Here is a 21,659-nt window from a genome sequence, read left to right as displayed (position 1 = left end):
CCCGTCGGCGTCGCCGCTTCTTTCTGCGCCTGGCGTGTGGTCACGCGGCCGACGGCGGATCCCCGCCCGTGACGAATGGTCGTTTACCCTGCGTGACCTTCTGGTTTCGTAATACGTTTGCTAGCGTGGAGGTGCACAAATCCGCTTTGAAGCACGGCGTCGATGCCGATGATGTGGTTCATGCCGCCACTCGTTTCCTGGTCGCCTACTCGCTCTCCGGTGAGGGGGATGAGGGACCGGGACGAGAGTTGCGGCTGGGACCCGATCGTGCGGGCAACCTGCTCGAAACGGTGGTGTTGCTGCTTGACGAGGCAGAGTTGGTCATTCATGCCATGCGAATGAGGGCCAAGTATCGGCAACTGCTTCCGTGAGAGGGGGACAGATGGAGGAACCGGCGCAGTTCATGTCGAAAGGCGTTCCCGTCAGCGAGGAGCGCATCGAGCGACTCGTGGCCGAGGCGGAGGAAGGATACGACGTCCCGGAACTTCGTCGCAGAGGGGGGAGGCGCCCACTCGGGGCGGCGCCGGCGGAGGTCGTTCCCGTACGCCTCGATCCCGAGCTGAAGGACGCGCTCATCCGCCGGGCCCAGGTCGATCACACCAGTGCGAGCGAGGTTATCAGACAGGCGTTGCGCTCATGGCTGCACGTGGCTTGACGCCCGACGACAACCGCGACGCGATGATGAGTACCGATGAGACCATGGAGCTTCTGCGCGAACCGAGCGGATACAGCCGTCGGCGATGAGAGGCGCGCTTCTCCGGTCGATGTTGCGGATGTGACGGGACGAGACCCGATACCATGCACCAGATGTCCGGAACGTCCGCGCTTGTCGCCCCCCGCCAGGCCGCCGAATCACGTACGCGGCCATGGATGCTGTCGCCGTACTCGCTGCCGTTGCACATGCTGCGGATCGCCGGGTCGTGCGCGCTCCCGCTGATCATGTGGTTCGCCCTCGGGCGTGTCGTGCGCTGGGGGCTGCTCCTGCTGGCCGCGACGGTCTCGCATGGTTCGTGGTACCAGGCGCGCCTCATCCTGACCGTGTTCCTGTTCACGCTCGTCGTGATGACGTCGCTCGCCACGACCGCGGGCATGCTGCACGTGATCCGTGGGGCGCTGATGGAGACCCGGGCCCGCCGGGCGGCGGGCGAGGGACGCGAGGGCATCTTCGGAGCGCTCAACCGGACCGCGCTCCTGTTCGCCGGCATCTACATGACCTGGGGCTTCGTCCAGCAAGACGTCACGGACTTAATGAACATCGACCTGTTCCGAAAGCCGGACGTCTTCTTCACGGACGCATTCAGCGGTCAGAACAGTCAGGTGATGGCGGGCCTCATCAACCTGGATGTGACGATCTCGTTGGTCGCGATGGTGCTGGCGTACGTGCTGAAGACCATTTTCGGGCGCCGTCACGAGGCGAGTGAAGGGCGCTTCTCCGGGATCGTGGCCACCTTCGGAGAACTCGCGTTCGTGTTCTACGGCCTCAACGCGGTCGGCGCCGCCGTGGACACGCGCGCCGGATGGGTCGGCACGCGTACGGCCGTCGCGGCGCTGAAGGAGTGGAGGACCAACGCCGAGGCGAACGTCCCGGGATTCGCGGTGTTCTCGGAGTTCCTGGGCAACGTCTGGCCGTACGTCGTCGAGGCGCTGATCCTGCCGCTGGCCTGGCTCACGGTCGGCGTCCTGGTGTACGGGGCGTACGTGGAGGACACCGAGACCACGATCAGGGGAACGCGGCTGGAAACGGTCGCGGCGCGGATGCAGCAGACGCACACGCTGACCCGCAGGGCGGCCGCCCGGCTGACCGCCGGCTGGACCGAGCGGTGGATCCCGCTGATCAACGCATTCCGGCTGACGATCCGGGGAGGCGCTCCCCTCTTCGGGTTGTTCGCCCTGTGCTACGTCGGGCTCCACGTGGGATCGGACTATCTCGGCAGGGCGGGTCGTTATCTCATGGCCAGTGACCGGCCCTACCTGTGGTTCGTCACCGATGTTCCGGTGGAGTTCGTCACCGATCTGGTGACGACCACGCTGACGATGTGCCTGATCGCCGCCACATTCGACCTGGCCGCCACCCGGAGCCGTCTCGGCCGGTGACGCCGCTCAGCGGAGGAATCTCAGCACCTGGTCCCGTTTCTCCTCCGTCGTCGTGGCTTCCTTCATCATGTCCTCGACGGATTGCCCGGGAACACTGCGGTAGGTGCTCGGGCGCAGTTCGACCATGACCTCGTCCGCGATCGCGGGCGGGACCACCCCGACCAACTCGAGCCGGTACGGCGTGCCGACCTTGTTGTCCTCGGTGTCCGGAGGGGTCGTGTCGTTCAGCAACTGGGTCTTCCAGGTGCGCTCGGCCTTGTCCTTGAGCTCGACGTCGGGCGCACCGTGCCGGATGGCGCCCTCGCCGTCCAGCGCCGTCCTCGTCGCGATGATCTTCATCCACTGGCGGTCAGAGGTGTCCTTCTTCCCTGTCGGGTCCGGGATGCGCTGGACGTCGACACGCCAGGAGACGTGTTGCCAGGTGGCCGTCTGCCCGGGCTGGACCACCTGGATGTGGTCGCTCGGCCGGCCGTACTCGTACACGCTGTAGGCGAACCAGCCGGGGGCGGCGACCGCGATCAGGATCGACAGCAGCGCTCCGGTGCCCTGGAGCGCGATCCGCTTCCCGCGTGGCATGGGGACGCGCGCGCCCGGGGCGACGGGTTCCGGTGACGGCTCCGGCTCCGGCTCCGGAGACGTGGGCGCTGCCGGTGGCGCCGGTGGGGCGGGCGCGGGGGCCCTGGTGCCGGTTACGGCGGGGAAAGGTTGAGTGGACCTGTCCTTGTCCTCGTCCTCGGGCGGGGGCAGAGGGGGCCACACCCGCTGGTCCGGTAGATCCCTGCGGAGTTCCCCGGGGATCGGGATCTGGGAAGCCTGCGGCGCCGGGCCTGGGCGCGAGCGCGGGGGCGGCGAGAACCAGTCCCGCGCCTTCGTCCGCTCGCGGTGGCGGCGGCGCCGCCCCTCCATGGGGGTCTCACTCATTTCTCCACCTCGGCTGACGGATCGCCCGGCCGCACGCCGCCCGACATGCCGCGTGTCACGCTGCGTGTCGCGCCGTGCCCATGGGTTCGGTCGTCTGGTGCGCGCATCAGGTCTTGTCCACCAGGGAGTGCAGTTCCTCCGCCTGTGAGGTCAGGCGGGTCAACGCGGCGCCGGAGAGCCCAAGATCGATCTCCGCCTCGGGCGCGAAACTGTCGACGACGATGGCCCCCGGCGGCGGACTGAAGACGAGACTGATCCCGGGCAGCGCCTCCTCCGGCACCTCGAAGACCAGCACTCCGCTCGACCAGAGCCCCGGCTGGACGATCTTGTTGAACATGGTGAGACTCTCGTCGACCTTGTCCGTGGGCTTGTAGCGCCGGCCGTCGGCGGTCAGGAGGACGGGAGGCTGGAGCGTGCCCAACTGCATCGGCTCCTTCGGCGTCGTGGCGATGACGTTCACCAGAAGGAACAGGTTGCTCGTCTCGACCTTGACGACCTTGCCGAGATCCTTGGTGTCCACCGCGTGCGCCGCGGTCACGGACGTCACCTTCACGCTGAAGCGGTTCGTCTCCACCAGTTCGCCCGCGGACCCCTTGGTGGTGAGGGCCGAGCCGCGCTGCTCGAACGGCAGGGTGAAGGTCTGGGCGTAGACCGCGGCCGCCGCCAGCGCGAGGCCGACCACGATCCCGACGACGCGCCGAACCGCCCCCGGCCCGGTCCTGTTCTTGCCCGTGGATCGCCTTCGGGCGCCGGCGTCGGTCGCCACAATCACGCCTCCTCCTGTCGTACAGGGAGGGTGACCTGCGTGGCCACCACGGGGACGGCGGGATCCGCGTCCGCCTCCATCTCGAGCTGCCAGTAGTGCGTCCCGTCACGCAAGCCGACCTTTTCGTAGACGAAGCGGCCGACGTCGAGGGTGATCGAGGGTGGCGCGACGGCCGCGGGTTCGAGCTCGTACTGCACGACCACCGTCGTGGTGATCCCGGGATGCAGTTGCTCGCTCTTCACGCCGTAGCTGAGGACGTGGGCCTCCGGACCGTACTCCTGCTTGATCTGGGGAGTCATGCGGAGCAGCGCGCCGGCGAAGCCCGCGAAAGGAGACCAGCTCTGCCCGGCTTGCGGTATCACGCCGACCGAGGCGGTGGTGTCGCCCATGTTGGTGACCTTGAGTACGAGCTTCAGATAGCGCTTGGTCCGGCCGTACTCGTTCCGCTCGACGGTGTCGACGGCCTTGATGAACTGGGTGCGGAACTCGCCCTGGTCGACGATCTCGCCCGGTTGCGCCTTCGGCGGAGGTTCGTCGGGCGCCTCCTTCAGGCCGCCGAAGGCCGCTGTGACGCCGATTCCTGCCGCGATCACCGCGAGGGCGACCGGAACGAGTACCGGGCGTCGGCGGCGTGCGCCACGGGGGGAGGACGTCATGGCAATGGATGCTAGTACGACCACACTTGCACCATTAGCCGCATTGATCCCATCGACCGGGGCCGCAAATGTGTCCGAATGGCGAGAACGCCACCCTGATCGGCTTTCCAGCTCCTACGCTGTGATCCAGGCGGACATGGAGGGTCTGTGGGCGACCTGCATCCCGAGCATGCCCAGCTTCAGGCGGATCGCATCTACCTGGGCTGGCAGTACGCCCTGCTGCATCCGGACCCGGGACCGCCGCCGAAACGCCCGGCACGCGAGGACCTCGCGGAGCCCGAGGTCGATCCCGACTGGGTCGTCAGGGAGCGGCTCCAGGAAGATCTGCTCAACCGCCCCGTCCGGATCTTCCGGATGTTCATGGCCCTGCTGGCGGCCGGCATCCTCGTTCTCGGCCTGAGCGGGTTGATGAACTGGTCCTTCGTCCTCATCGGCCTGGCCGCGACGGGCGGCGTCGCGGGTATCTGCACGTACGCGATCCGGCAGGGGAACCGGGCGGTCAGCTTCCGGGTGGAGGAGCGCCACGCGCGGGCCCGGCGTGAGCGGGAACGCCGTGAGCGCGAGATCGTCGCGGCCCAGGAGGAGCACGCCGCGAGATACCGGGAGTGGGCGGAGAAGAAGAGCGTCTTCGACAAGCAGCTCACCTGGTACGCCGTGGCCGTGCCCGACGAGATCGACCGCGTGGACGTCGCCGGTGGGACGCTCCCCGGCTGGTCCGCCCTGATCACATTGATCGGCGCGACCCGGCTGTACAGCGGCGGCCACCTGACCGTGCTCGACCTGTCCGAGGGCGCGATCGCCAAGGACCTGATCGAGCTGGCCAAGAGAGGGGGCGACGATCCACTCGTCTGGGTGTTGCCGGTCGATCTGCCCCGGCTCGATCTGGGGGCGACGCTGCCGCCCGAGGCGTTCGCCGACGTGCTCGCGCACGTGGTCAGCGTCAGCGAGGAGACCAGCAGGGACGTCGGGTTCGACAACGCGATCCTGGAACGCGTCCTGGAGGTCCTCGGCGAGAACGCCACGATCAACCAGGTCACCGCCGCGCTCAGGGCCCTCGCCCAGGTGGGCGACCCGCGTGACGACATGCGGTACGGCCTGCTCACCGCCAACCAACTCGAACGCATCGGCACGCTGTTCGGCCGGGGCGTCGCCGACCGGGTCGTCATCGAGCGCGCCTGGGCCCTGGAATCCCAGCTGCGCAAGCTGGAGACCCTCGGCTCCGAGGCCGTACAGCTCCCGCCGGCACGGCTGCGCGTGGTCAGCATGGACCGCCAGGCCGGGGTGTTCGGCAACCGGGTCCTCGGCACGTACGTGGCGACCGCGCTGACGCACATCCTGCGGCAGTCGCCCGCCTCAGAACGGCCCTGGTACCACACGATCATCGTCGCCGGGGCGGACAAGCTGCGCGGGGACGTGCTCGACCGGCTCATGGACGCCTGCGAGACCTCCCAGACCGGGCTCGTCCTGACCTATCGCAGCCTCACCCCCACGGTCAGGGAACGCCTGGGCCGGGGCCACGCCGCCGTCGCGTTCATGCGGCTGGGGAACGCCGAGGACGCCCGGGTGGCCAGCGAGCACGTCGGCACCGAGCACCGGCTGGAGCTGGCCCAGCTCACCGAGACGTTCAGTTCCGCGGTCAGCGGCACCGGCGGCTACTACACCTCGACCGTGGGCGAAGGCCGTACCGACCCGGAGGAGAAGAGCGAGGGCGACCTCAAGGAGGACATCACCGAGTCCACCCAGTGGGGACGCAGCGCGACGAACGCGACGACGAACATGGCGGAGAGCGTCCTGCAGCGTTCCCGCGAGTTCCTGGTCGAGCCGCACCAGCTCCAGCAGCTTCCGACGACCTCGGTCATCGTCACGCACGCGACCGCGGAGGGACGGCAGGTCCGCCTCGCCGACGCCAACCCGGCCATCCTGACCTTCCCGAAGACGACGCTGGGCGACTTCGAGGAGGTACGGCGGGCCGCGCTCGCCGCCCCCGAGCAGGTCCAGCGGCCCCAGCAGGCCCACCAGGCCCAGCAGGCCCACCAGGCCCAGCAGGCTGAGCAACCCCCCCAAAACCGGCACCGCGCCGAACCCGAGCCCGAACCCGAGGAAGCCCCGCCGCCGAACCTCGGACCTCCACCGGCTCGTCTCGACTGGCGCAAGACACGGTAAGGGCATCGTCAATATGGATGTGTGAACGTGGCCGACGAGAGAGTCTCTCCCCTGTTAACCGTCAACTGAGGGGTCTCATGCATCCGTTCCCCCTGAGCGGGCCCTGGTACCGGATCCAGGCCATCGCCGCGCCCTCACGGAGCTCGTCGGCGGAGTGGGACTTCGTCACGGTCCTCCCGGCTGTGCTGTCCGCCGCGCAGCGCAACCGGCCGTTCGTGATCGGCTGGTTGTCGCGAGGGGCGGGGGCGCCGCTCGAACTGATCACCAACGCCGGTCCGCTCACGCCGCCGCGCCCGCCGAAGCGGGCCGTCACCTCGATCGACGTCACGCCCACCGGGCCGCAGCCGCTGCTGTTCCCCGGAGGCGCCCGCGGCGTCGAGATCGGGGACGAGTGGCTCGCCGACCTCGCCGACCTGGTGTGGACGCCCTGCCCCGGCCGGCAGGCGCCGCCGCTCAACGGCCGCAGGGAGCCCGAGCCGGACGAGCCGAAGCAGCCGACCCTGTTCGAGTCCACGCTGGTGACGCTGATGTCCCGGCCGTTCGGCTGGGTCGTGGTCGCCGAGCCCACCGACCTGCTCGACGCCGAGGTCGCCCACCTGCGGACCCAGCTCAACGTCCTGCGCCAGTACGGTGACGCGTCGGAGCGGTCGCGGTTCGACGCGGAGCGGGCCGAGCGCAGGATGCAGGAACTCGACGCCTTCCGCGAGGCCGGGCTGTGGAACGTCAGGGTCCTCGCGGGCGCCGCCGGGCCGGACGAGCTGCGGCAGATCGCGCCCGTCCTCGTCGGTTCCGTCGAGATGAGCCACCACCCCTATCGGCTGCGCAGCGCCATGTCCGGGCCGCTCCTGTCCGAGCCGATCCGCTCAGGACCGCCTCACGGGTCCTCGCCCGAGTCCGTGTACGGCTTCGCCGAGGCGCTCCACGTCACCCTGCAGGATCCGGCGGACGGGGCGGCCGCGCCGTTCGCGGCCACGGCGGGAGCGCTGGCGGCGCTGGCCGGGTTGCCGCGCCGTGAGGTTCCCGGGGTGCGCGTGCTCGACGCGGGGTTCTTCGACGTCACCAGCGAGGCGGACACGACCAGCGGCGAGACCATCGACTTCGGCGCGATCGTGGACGGCCAGGACCGCGCGGTCGGCACGTTCCGGGTGCCGCTCGCGACGCTCAACCGGCACGCCTTCATCACCGGGGCCACCGGCTCGGGCAAGTCCCAGACAGTCCGGCACCTCCTGGAGGAGCTCACCAAGGCCGGGATCCCGTGGCTGGCCATCGAACCGGCCAAGTCCGAGTACGCCGCCATGGCCGGTCGGGTCGAGCACCTGGCCCCGCTCACTGTCATCAACCCCTCGGCACCGGACAACGTGCCCTTCAGCGTGAACCCGCTCGCGCCCGAGCCCGGCTATCCCGTACAGGCGCACATCGACATGGTCCGCGCCCTGTTCATGGCGGCGTTCGACGCCGAGGAGCCCTTCCCGCAGATCATGTCCCTGGCCCTGCAACGGGTCTACGAGGCCAACGGCTGGGACGTGGTCACCGGCGGCGGCATCCCCGGGGCCGCGGTCCAGCCCGCCATACCCACCCTGGAGCAGCTCCAGCAGCACGCCCTGGAGGTGATCCAGGAGATCGGATACGGCAACGAGGTCCAGGCCGACGTCGAGGGGTTCATCAGCCTGCGGCTGCGCAGCCTCAGGGTCGGCAGCGCGGGCCGGTTCTTCGAGGGCGGCCACCCGGCGGACATCGGGGGCCTGCTCCAGCGGAACGTGGTGCTCGCGATCGAGGACGTGGCCAACGACGAGGACAAGGCGTTCCTCATGGGCACGCTGATCATCCGTATCGTGGAGCACCTGCGGATGCGGGCCCGCCAGGGGTTGTCCCACGAGGAGGGTGTCAGCGGCCTCAGGCACGTCATCGTGATCGAGGAGGCGCACCGGCTGCTTCGCGACCGCGGCTCCCAGCGCGCCTCCACGCACGCCGTCGAGCTGCTGGCCGGGATGCTCGCCGAGATCAGGGCGTACGGCGAGGGCATCGTGGTGGCCGAGCAGATCCCGACCAAGCTCGTGTCCGACGTCGTGAAGAACACGGCTCTGAAGGTGGTCCATCGGCTGCCGGCCGAAGACGACAGGCAGCTCGTCGGCGCGGCGATGAACCTCAGCGAGGACCAGTCGCGCCAGGTCGTCTCGCTGCAGCCGGGATACGCGGCGGTGTTCGCCGACGGCATGGACCGCCCGCTGCGCGTCCAGGTGCCGCTGGGAGAGGGGCGCGAGCGCGCCATGCTCGGGCCCATCCCGCCCATCTGCGGCCGCCGTTCCGCCGCCTGCGGGCGCGAGTGCCGTACGGGCAAGGCGTGCACGCTGTTCGAGCTCCGCGAGGCGGACCTGCTCGCGGTCGCGCCGGAGTGGGCGTGGTTGCGGATCTGGACCGACACGGTGGTGCTGGCGTTCGTGGCCAACCGGTCGTTGCCGGGCGTGCCGCGCATCCTCGCCGACATCTGGGCCGAGCTGCCTCCGAAGCGTCGTGAGTGCCTCCTGGCCACGCTGGTGGAGCACTGCGTCGCCCGCCGCGCCTGGTCTCTGCGGACCTGGTTCGATCCCGCGCTCCTCACGGAGAAGGCGGCCGAGGTCGCGGCGGTGCTGCTCGACGCCGCGGCCGCCGCGTCCCATGGTTCGCCCGGTCCGATCTCTCCCTGTCCGGCCGCGCGCACCTCGGGGCACGGTCCGATGTCCCACCGTCCGGCGACGTACGACGCGGAAGCGCATGGTCCGGTGCCTCCCGGGTCGGCGGCCTTCGCGGGCACGGTGTCCGCCGGGCGTTCGGCCGTCCCGGCGGTCCAGACGGTGGCCCCAGCAGCGGGCACGGCAGCGGGCACGGCAGCGGGCACGGCGACGGCCTCAGTGGCGAGCACGGCGGCGAGCACGGCCGGTACCGGAACCGGAAGGGTCGGCTCCCTGCGGATCGATTCCGCGCAGATCGATTCCGCGCAGATCGATTCCGCGCAGATCGATTCCGCGCAGATCGATTCCGCGCAGATCGATTCCGCGCAGATCGATTCCGCGCAGATCGATTCCGCGCAGATCGATTCCGCCCAGGCCGATGCCGCGCAGATCGATTCCGGCCAGACCCGTTCCGCGCAGACCGGTTCTGAGCCGATCGGCTCCGTGGTGGTCGATCCGACCGGTGCGAGGTCCGTGGAATCCCCACCGTCGCTGATCGCCGAGCGTGTGAGCGGCCGCTCCGGACAGATGACCGCGTGCGAATCCGCCGCCGGATCCGACGGCGACTCCGCCGACCGACCGGATCTCGGCACGGCCGGCGTCCCGGCAGTCTCGGCCGTTCCGGCCACGGAGCCGGTACGCGGCGTGAGCGGCATGGGTGACCTGGTGGCAGACCAGGATGCCGACCGGCCGATCGGCCGGGCGACCTTCGATCCGAGCGATGAGACGGCGGCGACCGGCCGGGCGGTCTCCGCACCGACCGACGGGACGACCGACGGGACGACCGACGGGACGGCGACGACCGGGGGAGAGGGCGGCACACGACGCCAGGGACCGGTGACGCCCTCACGGCCTCCGGGACGATCGATCCCGATCCAGGCGGGCGAGCGGCCGGGGACCGCCTGGGTGATCCCCCAGGTGCGCTGGCTGCACGAGGTCGACCGGCTGTTCCCCTTCGGCCACCCGGCGCCCAATCTGCGCAGCCCGGCCCCGTCCATGGAGTACGCGCTGTTCGGTACCGACCCCTCCGGCCGGCCGTACCCGCATCAGGGCGTCAACGGCTCCGGCTGCGGGCCCGCCGGGCAGGCTGGGCAGGACGCGCGGGACACGGACGGTTCGGCGGCCGCCGGTGCTCGGCCGGAACTGCTCGGCCACCGGGCCAAGGCGTTGCGGCACCACCCGCTGTCCATGGAGGTGGACCGCAACCGCGCGCTGGCGTGGCGGGTGATCCTGGGCGACGACGAGCACGAGGGCATCCAGCGGGACATCACGGCGGTCGCCATCGCGGTGGAGCCGCGCGAGCGCCTCAGGTACGTCGCCCAGACCATGGGCGCGGGCTGGCTGGAGACCGTGCTCTCCTGGCCGCGGCGGTTCGTCCTCCCCTTCGACGGCGACGCTCCGGCGGAGCTCTCGTTCACCGACTAGCCTCGCCGGGGCGTGGGCTCAGGAGGCGGACGGTCGGCGCTCAACGGTCCCTGAGGCGCTCGATGCGCTTGCGGCGGGCCACTTCGCGCCGGTGCTCGTCGGCGGCCTTCCTGCCGGCCTTGCGGTCGGCCGCCGCCTGCCGCTTGCGGCTCTCCAGCTCCAGCCGCATCGCCTCCTGGGAGGCGGTGCTCCGCATCGTCGTGACCGCGCGGCTCGCGAGCTTGGCGGCCCGCTTGGGGTTGGGGCGCCCGGCCGTCCCGATCGTCGACTCGACGGCCACGGGCGGAGCGGACTCGGCCCGTTCCAGCAGGGCCACGCCGTTCCGCATGAGGAACTCGTGGAGCTCCGGATCGGTGGGCTCGGAGCCGAACACGACGCGGGTCGCGCGCAGCTCGCCGTTCTCGTGGATCTCCAGTACGCCGACCCAGAACGGGGAATCGAAGAAGACGGAAAGAGTGACCATCGATGCTCTCCAGTGCGTATGCCGACCGACGGCCTGACGAGGCCGCTCACCGGCACACCGGACATCCCTGGAGAGGGCGGATACGAAGTGGCTTGCCCGGGCTACCAACCGGACCGCGTTTTCGTGTGCGCCCCCAACGATAGGCCCGGACGGCGATCTGGACGAAGCCGAATAGGATCGAGCAGCGCACTATGGTGAGCGGGATGAGGAGGAGCGCATGAGTCAGCTTCCGTTGCGGGCGCAGCTCGCCAGTGCTCTGGGCCGTACGGCCGCGACCCTGTCCCGGGCCACCGGGCGCGGCGACGGATCGGTCATCGGCGGCAGGGTCGGGCTGATGCTGGAGCCGGATCTGCTCCGCCAGCTCGCGGCGGACCGCAGGCTCGCGCTGGTGAGCGCGACCAACGGCAAGACCACGACCACGCGCCTGATCGCCTCGGCGTTGCGGCAGCTGGGAGAGGTGGCCACGAACGCGTTCGGCGCGAACATGCCCGCCGGTCACGTCTCGGCTCTCTCCTCGGCCAAGGACGCTCCGTACGCCGTGCTGGAGGTGGACGAGAAGTACCTCCCGGAGGTGCTCGACACCACCCAGGCCGGGGTGGTCTGCCTCATGAACCTGAGCCGCGACCAGATGGACCGAGCGGCCGAGATCTGGCTGCTGGCCCAGAAGTGGCGGCGTGCCCTCGCCTCGCGGCCGACGCTCGTGATCGCCAACTGCGACGACCCGCTGGTGGCCTGGGCCGCGTCCGGCGCGGCCAGAGTCAGCTGGGTGGCCGCGGGCCAGCGCTGGCGTGAGGACTCCTGGTGCTGCCCCGAGTGCGGCGGTCCGCTGGATCGCAAGGGCGCCGACTGGGCCTGCCGGGAGTGCGCGTTCCGCCGTCCCACGCCGTCCTGGGTGCTCGACGGTGAGGACGTGATCGACCCGCGCGGCCAGCGCTGGCGGCTGGACCTGCAGCTTCCCGGCCAGGCCAACCGCGCCAACGGCGCGATCGCCCTCGCCACCGTGGCGGCGTTCGGACTCGAACCCGGCCACGCGCTCCTGGGGTTGCGCGAGGTCACCTCGGTCGCGGGGCGCTACACCACGGTCGAGCGGGACGGGCGGTCGCTGCGCCTGCTGCTCGCGAAGAACCCGGCGGGCTGGCTGGAGGCCTTCGACGTCTCCGACCCCGCGCTGCCGATCATCCTGTCGGTCAACGCGCAGGGGCCCGACGGCCGGGACACGTCCTGGCTCTGGGACGTGGACTACCGCATTCTCATGGGGCGTCCCGTCCTGGTCACCGGCGAGCGCCGCCGCGACCTCGCCCTCCGGCTGTACGTGGCGGGCGTGCCGTTCCAGCTCTGCGACTCGTTCGGGCAGGCGGTCGCCGTGTTGCCGCCCGGCCGGATCGACGTGATCGCCAACTACACCGCCTTCCAGCAGATCCGAACGGAGTTCGGCCGTGCGGAGTGACCACGGCCGCCGCCCGACGAGTGGAGTCTCGGCATGACCTCTCACCTTCGCCTTGTCTGGATCTATCCTGACCTGCTCAGCACGTACGGCGACCAGGGCAACGTCCTGGTCCTGGAGCAGCGGGCCCGTGCGCGCGGCATGTCGGTCGAGACGGTCCACGTACGATCCTCCGACCCGGTGCCCGAGCAGGGGGACATCTACCTGATCGGTGGCGGTGAGGACCGGCCGCAGATCCTGGGCGCCGAGCGGCTGCGCAAGGACGGCGGCCTGCCCCGGGCGATCGGCCGGGGGGCCGCGCTCCTGGCCGTCTGCGCCGGTTACCAGATCATGGGCACGGTCTTCGGCGGCGAGGAGGGCCAGCCGGTGCCCGGCATCGGTCTGCTCGACATCAGCTCCGGCCGTGGCGAGCGGCGCGCGGTCGGCGAGCTGGCCGCCGAAGTGGACCCGGCGTTGGGCGTGCCCACGCTGACGGGCTTCGAGAACCACATGGGCGTCACCCGGCTGGGGCCGGGCGTGCGGCCGCTGTCCCGGACGATCGTCGGCACGGGCAACGGCGACGGCACCGAGGGCTGCTACGCCGGCAAGGTGATCGGCACCTACCTGCACGGGCCCGCTCTGGCCCGCAACCCCGGCCTCGCCGACCTGCTGCTGGCCTGGACGGCCGGACCGCTCGCCCCGATCGACGACACGTGGTACCAGCGCCTGCGCGAGGAGCGGCTCGCCGCCGTCCTGCCCGGCTGATCCGGCGGGCCGGGCCCGTGCGTCAGTAGACCAGGGCCTGGACGCCGTCGGCCAGGATCTCCTCGACGAAGGTGGACGCGCCGGCGATTCGGACGCCGTCGATGACGTCGTCGATCGTGATGCCGCGCCGTGCCGCACACTGGGTGCAGAGGGTCACCCTGCCGCCGGCGAGTACGGCGTCGAGCAGGTCCGCCAGCGGGGCGGCCTCCTCAAGATTGAACTCCTTCGCCCGGCCGGGCAGCGCGAACCAGGAGGATTCGCCGGTCAGCCACAGGGACACCGGGACTCCGCTGACCAGGGCGGCTGCGGCGACAGTGAACGCCTGGTTGCACCGTTCCGGCGCGTCCGCCCCGGCCGTGACCTTGATGACCAGAGATCGTGCCATGCCCGCAGCCTACATCCGCCGCAAAGCCATACAAGGTGGACATGGCGGCCGGGTCGGACGGCCATGACACGCCCTAAGCTCGTATCCCATGGACGTACACCCTGACCTTGAGCCGATCGCCTTCCTGCTCGGCCGCTGGGAGGGAGCCGGCGTGGTCGGCTACCCCACGATGGAGAGCGCGAACTTCGGGCAGGAAGTCGTTTTCGGGCACAACGGCAAGCCGTTCCTGACGTACAACAGCCGGACCTGGCTGCTCGACGGTGAGGGCAACAAGGTGCGGCCGCTGTCGACCGAGTCGGGCTTCTGGCGCATCCAGCCGGAGCGCCAGATCGAGGTGTGCCTCGCCCACCCGACCGGCATCGTCGAGATCTACCTGGGCGAGGTCGTCTTCCACAAGATCGAGCTGCGGACCGACATCGTGGCCCGCACCGACACCGCGAAGGAGTACACCGCGGGCCACCGGCTCTACGGCCTGGTCAACGGCAACCTCATGTACGCGTACGACATGGCGGCCATGGGGCACCCGCTGCAGTCCCACACCTCGGCCGAGCTGAAGAGGGTGGCCGACTTCACGCCCGACGAATAGGCCCGCCGCACCGGCCGGTTCACGGCCGAAACTCATCTGTCACGCCCGGCCCCTCCCGACCGATATCTACCTACGGACCGGACGAGGAGGGGCGATGAGGCCACGGGCGTTGGTGCTGGCGCCGATGCGGGGTCCCGCGTGGGCGCGGCTGCGGGAGCTGGCCGACGTGATCTACGAGCCTGTACCCGCTCGGCGCCCGTTCCGGACCCAGCCGGCGAAGGAACTGGCCGCCCGCCTGGCGGCCGAACACGCCCGCATCCTCATCACCGAGGCCGACGAAGTGAACGGGCCGGTGCTCGACCTGCCCCTGATGGTGATCGGCTGTACGCGGCCGGAGCCGGTCAACGTGGACGTCGCGGCGGCCACGGCCCGCGGTATCCCGGTGCTGTGCGCTCCCGGGCGCGACGCCGACGGGATCGCCGAGCTCACCCTCGCCCTGCTGCTCGCCGTCAGCCGCCGGTTGCTGGTGGCCGACCGCGACGCCCGGACGGGCCGCGCCCACGAGGAGCGGGAGCGCCACCGGTCCTGGGAGCTCGCCGGCCGCACCTTCGGCATCGTGGGTTCCGGCCCGTCGGTGCGTGCGGTGACCTGGAGGGTGAAAGGGCTCGGAATGCGCGTGATCGCCCACGGCCCCGACTCCCCGAAGGGACGCCACGGCCTCGACCGGCTGCTCGCCGAGGCGGACGTGGTCTCCGTGCACGGAGCGGGCGGCGGCCTCGCGGACACCGGTTCGGGCACGATCATGGGCGCCGCCGAGTTCGCGGCCATGAAACCGGGCTCGATCTTCATCAACACCGGCCGGGCCGACCTGCACGACATGGACGCACTGACCGGCGCGCTCAAGGCCGGGCATCTCGGCGGCGCCGCGCTCGACCACGCCCCCAAGGAGCCGGACCATCCCCTGGCCGGCATGGACAACGTCCTGCTCACCCCGCGGATCGGCGACGCGACGTACGACACTGAGGTGAACCACACCCGGATGATCTGCGGGGACATCGTGCGGCTGCTCGGCGGAGAGCCCCCGTTGCACTGCGTCAACCCCGAGGTCCTCCGCGCGTAGCCGGGACCGGGGTTCCCAGAACTCTCAAGACCCTGAGAACTCTCTGGACATGAAAGAACCCCGGGCGCGCTCCGCCTCGAGGATGAGGCGGGCCAGCTGGACCAAGACGCGGGATGTCTCCCACGCCGCCGGCTGCCCGGGGTTCCGGTGTCTGTCGAGGATTCGCCGGACGTCGTACGACATCCGGACGGAGGTCCGAATGGACGGCGTCCTAGCGGACAGCCACCTCGCTAGTCCAAGAATGAATCACCATTGTCTGGACCACCTCCTTTCTGCGTGCCTGTACGTTATGCGACGCCTTCGGAGAGCGGCAAGCGAATTAATCGGCAGGTCGATTTGTGCCGATCGGCGGCCCTGAGACTCGTACACTCTGTGCATGACCGACACTTGGCACGAGGAGTTGCGGGCACGCGGCTACCGGGTCACACCCCAGCGTCAACTGGTGCTGGAGGCGGTCACCTCGCTCGGTCACGCGACGCCTGAGGACATCTGCTCGCGGGTCCAGGAGACGGCGCGCGGCGTCAACATCTCCACGGTCTACCGCACGCTGGAGCTCCTCGAAGAGCTCGGCATGGTCACCCACACCCATCTGGGTCACGGTGCGCCCACCTACCACCTGGCCTCCGAGGCCGACCACGTCCACCTGGTCTGCCGGGGCTGCGACGAGGTGACCGAGGTCCGGCCGGAGCTGGTGCAGGGTCTGGTCGGCACGCTTGACGACGAGCTCGGGTTCGCCACCGACGTCCGCCACCTGACCGTCTTCGGCCGCTGCCGCAACTGCCGCTGATCTCGCGGGCTCCCGAGGCGCGCGGCTGTGGAGCGCGGCAATAGCCTTGAGGCATGCGCAGCCCTTTGCTGGACACACCCGGAGCCGTCGCCGCTGAAGCCCCCGACGCGACGGTCGCCGCTCACTACGGAGAGCCCTTCGCCGAGCAGCGTGCGCTCGCGAGCGGTCAGGCCGTCGTCGACCGGAGCGACCGCGAGGTCGTCCGCGTCTCCGGCCCCGACCGGCTGAGCTGGCTCAACAGCCTGAGCTCGCAGAAGCTCGACGATCTCGCGCCCGGCACCCCCGCCCAGACGCTGTTCCTCGACCCGCAGGGCCGGATCGAGCACCATCTCGTCCTGATCGACGATGGCGAGGCGGTCTGGGCGCACGTCGAGCCGGGCACGGCCGCCGAACTGGTCGCCTTCCTGGAGAAGATGCGGTTCATGCTGCGGGTGGAGATCGCCGACGTGACCTCCGACTACGCCGTGGTCTCCGTCGCCGCTCCCGGCGGTGCCGTACACCTGCCGGACTCCCTGCCTGACGGGACCGTCGTCGTCGGCGGTGACCTCCTGATCCCTCGCGTACGGCTGGCGAGCGTGGCGGCGGACCTGGGGCTCCGGCCGGCCGGGTTGTGGGCCTACGAGGCGTTGCGCATCGAGGCGCACATGCCGCGTCTCGGCTTCGACACCGACCACAAGACGATCCCGCACGAGGTCGGCTGGATCGGAGAGGCGGTGCATCTCGGCAAGGGGTGCTACCGCGGCCAGGAGACGGTTGCCCGTGTCCACAACCTGGGCCACCCGCCCCGCCGACTGGTCTTCCTGCACCTGGACGGCAGCGTGGACACCCTGCCGGCGCACGGCGCCGCGGTGACGCCGGGCGCGGAGGGCGCCGGGGCGCCGGACGCGGGGCAGATCGGCTTCGTCGGCTCGGCGGCCCGCCACTACGAGCTCGGCCCGATCGCGCTGGCCGTCGTGAAGCGGACCGTCCCGGTGGACGCGGTCCTGCTCGCCGGCGGCGTGGCCGCGACACAGGAGGTCGTCGTCCCCCCGGACGCGGGCCGCAACGTCCAGATCGACCCCGCCCTGCGCCGCCGGATCCGCTGAAAGCTGTGCCTGATTACCGCGCCTTGCTTTGATTGCCGCGCCTTCGGCACGGCGAAAAGCAACGGCGTGATCGCGCGTTTCCGCGTGATCACGCCGTTGTGGTAGGAGTACTACTTCGTCCAGATGGCGGCGTACTTGCCGTCCTCGCTGTTCACCTGGACGGGGAAGTAGCCCTCGGTCTTGAGCTTGTCGAACCTGCTCTGGTAGCCGGAGCTCGACATCCCGGTGTACTCGTACCAGCTGCCGCTCTTGTCATTGCGCCAGATGGTCGTGAACGTGCCGCCGGGGTCCACCGCGACGTACGCGGGGCGGTAGCCGTTGGAGACGCGAATCTTGAACGCGTTCTCGTGATCCGCGGACGACAGGTCGTAAGTGAGGTGCCACTTGACGCCGGAGGCGTTGGGCGTCCAGATCGCCGCGTACGTCGGGGCGCCGTCCGTGCCGTACACGTCGATCGACGTCATCATGAGCCCCTTGGCCTGGGCCTTGAGGTTCGCCGTGATGAGCTGGTCCGTGGTCATGTTGTGCTGGGCCATGAAGCTGCCGGACTTCTTCACGAAGACCGCGGCGAAGCGGGCGGCGTCGCCGCTGCCGGTCGCCGTGACGACCGTCGGCTGGTAGCCCTTGGCGGTGTATTCGTCGAACCGCTTCTGGTAGCCCTGCGATGACATGTCCTGGTACATGGCCCAGGCCGCGCCGGACGACTTGACCCACACGCCGGCGTAGCTGGGGCCGGAGGAGATGCTCAGGCTGACAGGTACGTAGCCCTTGCCGCTCAACTCGTGGAACTTCTGGACCTGCTGGGCCGATGTGATGCCGTGATAGGCGATGGACGCGGATGACGCCTGGGCGTGTGCCGCGGTCGGCGTCGCCGCCGCGGCAAGCGCGACGGCCGCGATGGCGAGCGTTCGGGTAATACGCATGACCTTCCCCGGGGGTTTTGGGCGTTCCGATCTTGGGCGAGGAACGACCCTAACAGAGGAAGATCGGCGTCAGACCTCCAGCAGTAAGGTGATCGGCCCGTCATTTGTCAATGACACTTTCATGTCGGCGCCGAAAACTCCGGTCTCCACGCGGGCGCCCAGCGCTCTCAGCTCGGCCACGACCGCCTCGACCAGCGGCTCGGCGACGGGGCCGGGCGCGGCCGCCTGCCACGTCGGACGCCGTCCCTTTCGGGCGTCGCCGTACAGTGTGAACTGGCTCACAACGAGGAGTGGCGCGCCGACGTCCGAGCATGACTTCTCGCCATGCAGGACGCGCAGCCCCCAGAGCTTGCCGGCGAGCCGGGCCGCCTCGGCGGGCCCGTCGGTGTGTGTCGCGCCGACGAGGACGAGCAGGCCCGGCTCGTCGATCGCCCCCACGACCTGACCGTCGACCACGACTGACGCGGAGCTGACCCGCTGTACGACCGCACGCATGGCCCCGCATTCTGCCATGTCCGCATTCTGGTGGCAGGTCCGGTACAGCCGGGATTGTCACTTCAAGTAGCAACCCCCGGCTCATCGAGAGGCACTCGACTGGGTCGATCGCGGACCGCTGGCGAGTCAGTCCATCAGATCGACGCGGAACCGACCGACCGCGTACGGCCGGACTGCGGGCTGAACAGGGAGGATCCGCTGGAGATCGGGCGGGACGGGGGACCTCCGGTAAATGCGTACACTCGCCGTATGTCCGAATTGATCGTCGAGGTGGTCCGCTCCGGGTTCGTGGAATCCGTCCACAGGGCCCGTGTTTTCGCTGTGGACGCGTCCGGAGCCCCCGTCATGCGGCACGGTGACACGGACGTCCTGGTGTCGCCGCGCTCCTCGATGAAGCCGCTGCAGGCGCTCGGCATGGTGTGGTCGGGCCTCCCGCTGGAGAACGAGCTGCTCGCGCTCGCCTGCGCCAGCCACGCGGGCGAGGACTTCCACGTCGAGGGGGCGCGGAAGATCCTGGCCGAGGCTGGGCTGGACGAGAGCGCCCTCGGCTGCCCCGAGGCCCTGCCCGAGGACACCGCCGCACGGCACCGGGCGATCCGGGCGTACGTCGAGCCCGGCCGGATCTTCATGAACTGCTCCGGCAAGCACGCGGCCATGCTGGCGACCTGCGTGGTGAACGGCTGGCCGGTCGAGAGTTACCTCGATCCCGGGCACCCGCTGCAGAGGGCCATCCGCGCCGCCGTCGAGGAGTTCACCGGGGAGCGCGTCGCGGCCACTGGCGTGGACGGGTGCGGCGCGCCGCTGTTCTTCGTCTCCATGGAGGGCGTGGTGCGGGCCTTCCGGCGGCTCACGCTCGCCGGCGAGGGCACCCCGGAGCGTCGCATCGCCGACGCCATGCGCGCCCACCCCGAATGGACCAGCGGAACCGAACGGCCCGAGGCGAAACTGATGCGCGCCATGCCCGGCCTCATGGTCAAGGCCGGGGCGGAGGCGTTCGACGCGTTCGCCTTCGCGGACGGCCGCGCCGCCGCCGTCAAGATCGAGGACGGCGGCGCCAGGGCGCGCGTGCCGGTGACCGTGGCCGCCCTGCGCGCCCTCGGCCTGGACGCCCCCGAGTTCGCGGAGCTGGCCGCCGCACCCCTGCTGGGCGGGGGCAGGGAGGTCGGCGAGATCCGGGTCCGCCGTCCCTGACCGTTCCCGGCCGGGACGGCTTCCCGGTCGCGTTCTGCTTGGTCGCGTTCCCGCTTGCCGGTCCTGTCCTGGAAGCGTGCCGGGTCGGGCCTAGAAGGAGCGGAACAGGCGCGCGGCGGAGATCGCGCCCGAGGTCGTCATCGTGAAGGTCCGCATCGAGTCGGCGAACTTCGACAGGTCCCACTCGGCCGGGCCCTGGTACCAGTACAGGTTGTCCGCCGGGCGGCCGTCGCCGTCGATGGAGGCCACCACGCGGGCCCACCGGTCCACCCCGTCGAAGACCACGGCGTACGGGAGGTAGCGGGAGAACAGCTCGATCCGCTGTGCCGGCGGGATGCTCCCGATCTCCCCGGACGCGAGATGCTCCCGGAGGCCGAGCGTGTGGGCGAGCACCGCCGCGCCCTTGGCGGTCTTCGCGGGCATGTACTGGCCCCCGACGGCCAGCGCGGCTCCGGCGATGATCAGCGCGAGTCCCACCAGGGCGTACGTCGTGAACCAGGCGAGGGCCACGGTCGCCACGACGCCGAGGACGGTCGCGACCACGCCGACGGTCGTCCAGCGGGTCCGGACCGAGTCGGGCCGCCGGGCGAACCAGCCCTGGGTCACCACGTCCTGGTAGAGCTCGTCGCGCACCTTGCCGAGCCCGGCGGTGAACGAGCCGTGCAACTGCGACAGCAGTACGGTGTCCCGCCCGTCGAAGACGGCGTCGTAGAGCGCGCGCTCGTAGGGGAGGAGGGAGGCCACCGGCGCTGACGGCAACCTGACCAGGAGCCAGTCCGGGGCGTCGTACGCCTGCCGCGGCTGCTCGTCGATCCGGAGGTAGCCGCGTACGGCGAGGTCGACGATGGTGGCCGTCACGTCGATCACGTCGGCCTGCTCGTCGATCAGCGTGCCGATCTGGCCGGGCCGTACGCCGTCCGGGGGAGTGAACTGGCCGTTCTGGTGCGCGACGACCACGCCGGACTGGGCGCCGACCACCCGGGCGTCCCGGCCGCGGGTCCAGTAGAGCAACCCGACGCCCCCGCCCAGCAGGAGCAGCAGCAGCGCCAGGGCCCCGCCGGTCACGGCGTTCAGGGTGAACGCGTTGGCCAGCTCGAAACGGTGCTCCAGGATCGGCGCGGCCCCCGTCGCGCCCTTCGGGTAGCCGACGACGATCGTCAGCACCTCGCCGTCCCGCAGGCCCTGCTGTTCGAACGTGGCGGCAGCCCCGGTCTCGTCGATCGAGGCGCCCGTGCAGCCGATCGCCGAGGCCGGCTCGCCGGCGAAGCAGGAGAGGCTCTCCGCCCGGCCCGGGCCGCTGACCGTCACCGTCACCTGCTCCGCCGGTCCGGCCACGGCGAACCAGCGCAGCTCCTCGCCGCCGGTGAGGGGTGTCACGGCGCCGGTCACGTCGTACTCCACGGTGCCGCTGCCGGTGAACGTGATCGCCTCGCCGTCGAAGGAGGCGCCTTTGAGGTTGGAGACGCGGTAGACGCGGTCGTTGCCGTCGTCGTATCGCGTCCGCGTGAGCAGCGTACGTCGCATCGGAGCACCGGAGAGAGTGATCTTCTCCACGACGTGCAGGACGCCGTCCTTGCGCAGCTCCATGGTCACGTCGTCCTTGGCCACCGTCGCAGGGTCGGCGTGCGCGGGGGTGCCGACCGTGAGGAGCGCGAGGACGGCGAACAGGGCAGCCAGACCGAGTCGGCGAGCGAGATCCACCATGAGCCAGCACCTTATCGGTCCTCCTTTGTCCCGATGTCGGGCTCGCTAGTGTGTGACGT

General features: G+C 70.4%; 20 protein-coding genes and 1 pseudogene. 12 read left to right on the top strand and 9 right to left on the bottom strand.

What is annotated here, in order from left to right:
• The first annotated feature begins 125 nt into the window (after positions 1 to 125).
• From IMZ11_RS29220 to IMZ11_RS29210, 3 genes are all read left to right on the top strand, one after another.
• On the top strand, positions 126 to 371 hold the full coding sequence (locus tag IMZ11_RS29220) for a hypothetical protein (RefSeq protein WP_228645657.1): 246 nt from the start codon (positions 126 to 128) through the stop codon (positions 369 to 371).
• A gap of 11 nt (positions 372 to 382) precedes the next feature.
• On the top strand, positions 383 to 655 hold the full coding sequence (locus IMZ11_RS29215; protein WP_228645656.1) for a ribbon-helix-helix protein, CopG family: 273 nt from the start codon (positions 383 to 385) through the stop codon (positions 653 to 655).
• Positions 656 to 807: 152 nt separating this feature from the next.
• Positions 808 to 2,094, top strand: coding sequence for a hypothetical protein (locus IMZ11_RS29210; RefSeq protein WP_228645655.1), 1,287 nt, complete (start codon positions 808 to 810; stop codon positions 2,092 to 2,094).
• 6 nt (positions 2,095 to 2,100) lie between these two features.
• On the opposite strand, the gene IMZ11_RS29205 is transcribed toward IMZ11_RS29210, so the two are convergent.
• The 3 genes from IMZ11_RS29205 to IMZ11_RS29195 form a co-directional block, all read right to left on the bottom strand.
• Positions 2,101 to 3,015: a hypothetical protein gene (locus IMZ11_RS29205; RefSeq protein ID WP_228645654.1), complete on the bottom strand. Its 915-nt coding sequence runs from the start codon at positions 3,013 to 3,015 to the stop codon at positions 2,101 to 2,103.
• A 106-nt stretch (positions 3,016 to 3,121) separates the two neighbouring features.
• Positions 3,122 to 3,787, bottom strand: a complete 666-nt coding sequence (locus IMZ11_RS29200) for a DUF4352 domain-containing protein (RefSeq protein ID WP_228645653.1) — start codon at positions 3,785 to 3,787, stop codon at positions 3,122 to 3,124.
• Entirely contained in the window at positions 3,784 to 4,437 is a 654-nt protein-coding gene (locus IMZ11_RS29195; protein WP_228645652.1) for a hypothetical protein, read from the bottom strand. The genes IMZ11_RS29200 and IMZ11_RS29195 overlap by 4 nt, the downstream gene beginning before the upstream one ends.
• Positions 4,438 to 4,584: 147 nt before the next feature.
• Here IMZ11_RS29195 and IMZ11_RS29190 point away from each other — a divergent pair, with 147 nt between their 5' ends.
• Positions 4,585 to 6,600 carry a hypothetical protein gene (locus IMZ11_RS29190; RefSeq protein WP_228645651.1) on the top strand — a complete coding sequence of 672 codons (2,016 nt, stop codon included), beginning with the start codon at positions 4,585 to 4,587 and terminating at the stop codon, positions 6,598 to 6,600.
• Between the two features lie 17 nt (positions 6,601 to 6,617).
• Positions 6,618 to 7,976 (top strand): annotated as a pseudogene (locus tag IMZ11_RS46775) (helicase HerA-like domain-containing protein); the annotation flags it as partial.
• Between the two features lie 1,509 nt (positions 7,977 to 9,485).
• Here the strand turns inward: IMZ11_RS46775 and IMZ11_RS46770 are convergent.
• Positions 9,486 to 9,623, bottom strand: coding sequence for a hypothetical protein (locus IMZ11_RS46770; RefSeq protein ID WP_255707288.1), 138 nt, complete (start codon positions 9,621 to 9,623; stop codon positions 9,486 to 9,488).
• A 1,150-nt stretch (positions 9,624 to 10,773) separates the two neighbouring features.
• A complete protein-coding gene (locus IMZ11_RS29175; protein WP_228645650.1) occupies positions 10,774 to 11,196 on the bottom strand; it encodes a YjdF family protein in 423 nt (140 codons plus the stop codon).
• 217 nt (positions 11,197 to 11,413) lie between these two features.
• Between IMZ11_RS29175 and IMZ11_RS29170 the strand changes: the two genes are divergently transcribed.
• Positions 11,414 to 12,643 carry a MurT ligase domain-containing protein gene (locus IMZ11_RS29170; RefSeq protein ID WP_228645649.1) on the top strand — a complete coding sequence of 410 codons (1,230 nt, stop codon included), beginning with the start codon at positions 11,414 to 11,416 and terminating at the stop codon, positions 12,641 to 12,643.
• 33 nt (positions 12,644 to 12,676) lie between these two features.
• Positions 12,677 to 13,384, top strand: coding sequence for a type 1 glutamine amidotransferase (locus tag IMZ11_RS29165; RefSeq protein ID WP_228645648.1), 708 nt, complete (start codon positions 12,677 to 12,679; stop codon positions 13,382 to 13,384).
• Between the two features lie 22 nt (positions 13,385 to 13,406).
• Here the strand turns inward: IMZ11_RS29165 and IMZ11_RS29160 are convergent, their stop codons facing one another.
• Positions 13,407 to 13,769, bottom strand: coding sequence for a DsrE family protein (locus IMZ11_RS29160; protein ID WP_061253131.1), 363 nt, complete (start codon positions 13,767 to 13,769; stop codon positions 13,407 to 13,409).
• An 88-nt stretch (positions 13,770 to 13,857) separates the two neighbouring features.
• Here IMZ11_RS29160 and IMZ11_RS29155 point away from each other — a divergent pair, with 88 nt between their 5' ends.
• The 4 genes from IMZ11_RS29155 (at position 13,858) to IMZ11_RS29140 (ending at position 17,287) form a co-directional block, all read left to right on the top strand.
• Positions 13,858 to 14,355, top strand: a complete 498-nt coding sequence (locus tag IMZ11_RS29155; protein WP_228645647.1) for an FABP family protein — start codon at positions 13,858 to 13,860, stop codon at positions 14,353 to 14,355.
• Positions 14,356 to 14,449: 94 nt separating this feature from the next.
• Complete coding sequence (locus IMZ11_RS29150; RefSeq protein WP_228645646.1) at positions 14,450 to 15,415, top strand: NAD(P)-dependent oxidoreductase; 966 nt, start codon at positions 14,450 to 14,452, stop codon at positions 15,413 to 15,415.
• A 376-nt stretch (positions 15,416 to 15,791) separates the two neighbouring features.
• Positions 15,792 to 16,202 (top strand): Fur family transcriptional regulator, encoded by a 411-nt coding sequence (locus IMZ11_RS29145; RefSeq protein WP_228645645.1) that lies wholly within the window; start codon positions 15,792 to 15,794, stop codon positions 16,200 to 16,202.
• A gap of 53 nt (positions 16,203 to 16,255) precedes the next feature.
• Entirely contained in the window at positions 16,256 to 17,287 is a 1,032-nt protein-coding gene (locus IMZ11_RS29140) for a folate-binding protein YgfZ (RefSeq protein WP_228645644.1), read from the top strand.
• Positions 17,288 to 17,397: 110 nt separating this feature from the next.
• Here IMZ11_RS29140 and IMZ11_RS29135 read toward each other — a convergent pair whose 3' ends face one another.
• Together IMZ11_RS29135 and dtd are read right to left on the bottom strand one after the other, a co-directional pair.
• Complete coding sequence (locus IMZ11_RS29135; RefSeq protein ID WP_228645643.1) at positions 17,398 to 18,210, bottom strand: hypothetical protein; 813 nt, start codon at positions 18,208 to 18,210, stop codon at positions 17,398 to 17,400.
• 69 nt (positions 18,211 to 18,279) lie between these two features.
• Positions 18,280 to 18,705: a D-aminoacyl-tRNA deacylase gene (gene dtd / locus IMZ11_RS29130; RefSeq protein ID WP_228645642.1), complete on the bottom strand. Its 426-nt coding sequence runs from the start codon at positions 18,703 to 18,705 to the stop codon at positions 18,280 to 18,282.
• Between the two features lie 249 nt (positions 18,706 to 18,954).
• On the opposite strand from dtd, the gene IMZ11_RS29125 reads away from it, so the two are divergent.
• Positions 18,955 to 19,896: an asparaginase gene (locus IMZ11_RS29125; RefSeq protein ID WP_228645641.1), complete on the top strand. Its 942-nt coding sequence runs from the start codon at positions 18,955 to 18,957 to the stop codon at positions 19,894 to 19,896.
• 90 nt (positions 19,897 to 19,986) lie between these two features.
• On the opposite strand, the gene IMZ11_RS29120 is transcribed toward IMZ11_RS29125, so the two are convergent.
• Positions 19,987 to 21,600: a DUF2207 domain-containing protein gene (locus IMZ11_RS29120; RefSeq protein WP_228645640.1), complete on the bottom strand. Its 1,614-nt coding sequence runs from the start codon at positions 21,598 to 21,600 to the stop codon at positions 19,987 to 19,989.
• Positions 21,601 to 21,659 lie beyond the last annotated feature (59 nt).

Origin of the sequence: Microtetraspora sp. AC03309 (genome assembly GCF_020826795.1) — a bacterium.
Lineage (GTDB): Bacteria > Actinomycetota > Actinomycetes > Streptosporangiales > Streptosporangiaceae > Microtetraspora > Microtetraspora glauca.
Note: the sequence above shows the minus strand (reverse complement) of the source record. Positions and strands in the feature narration are given on the sequence as shown.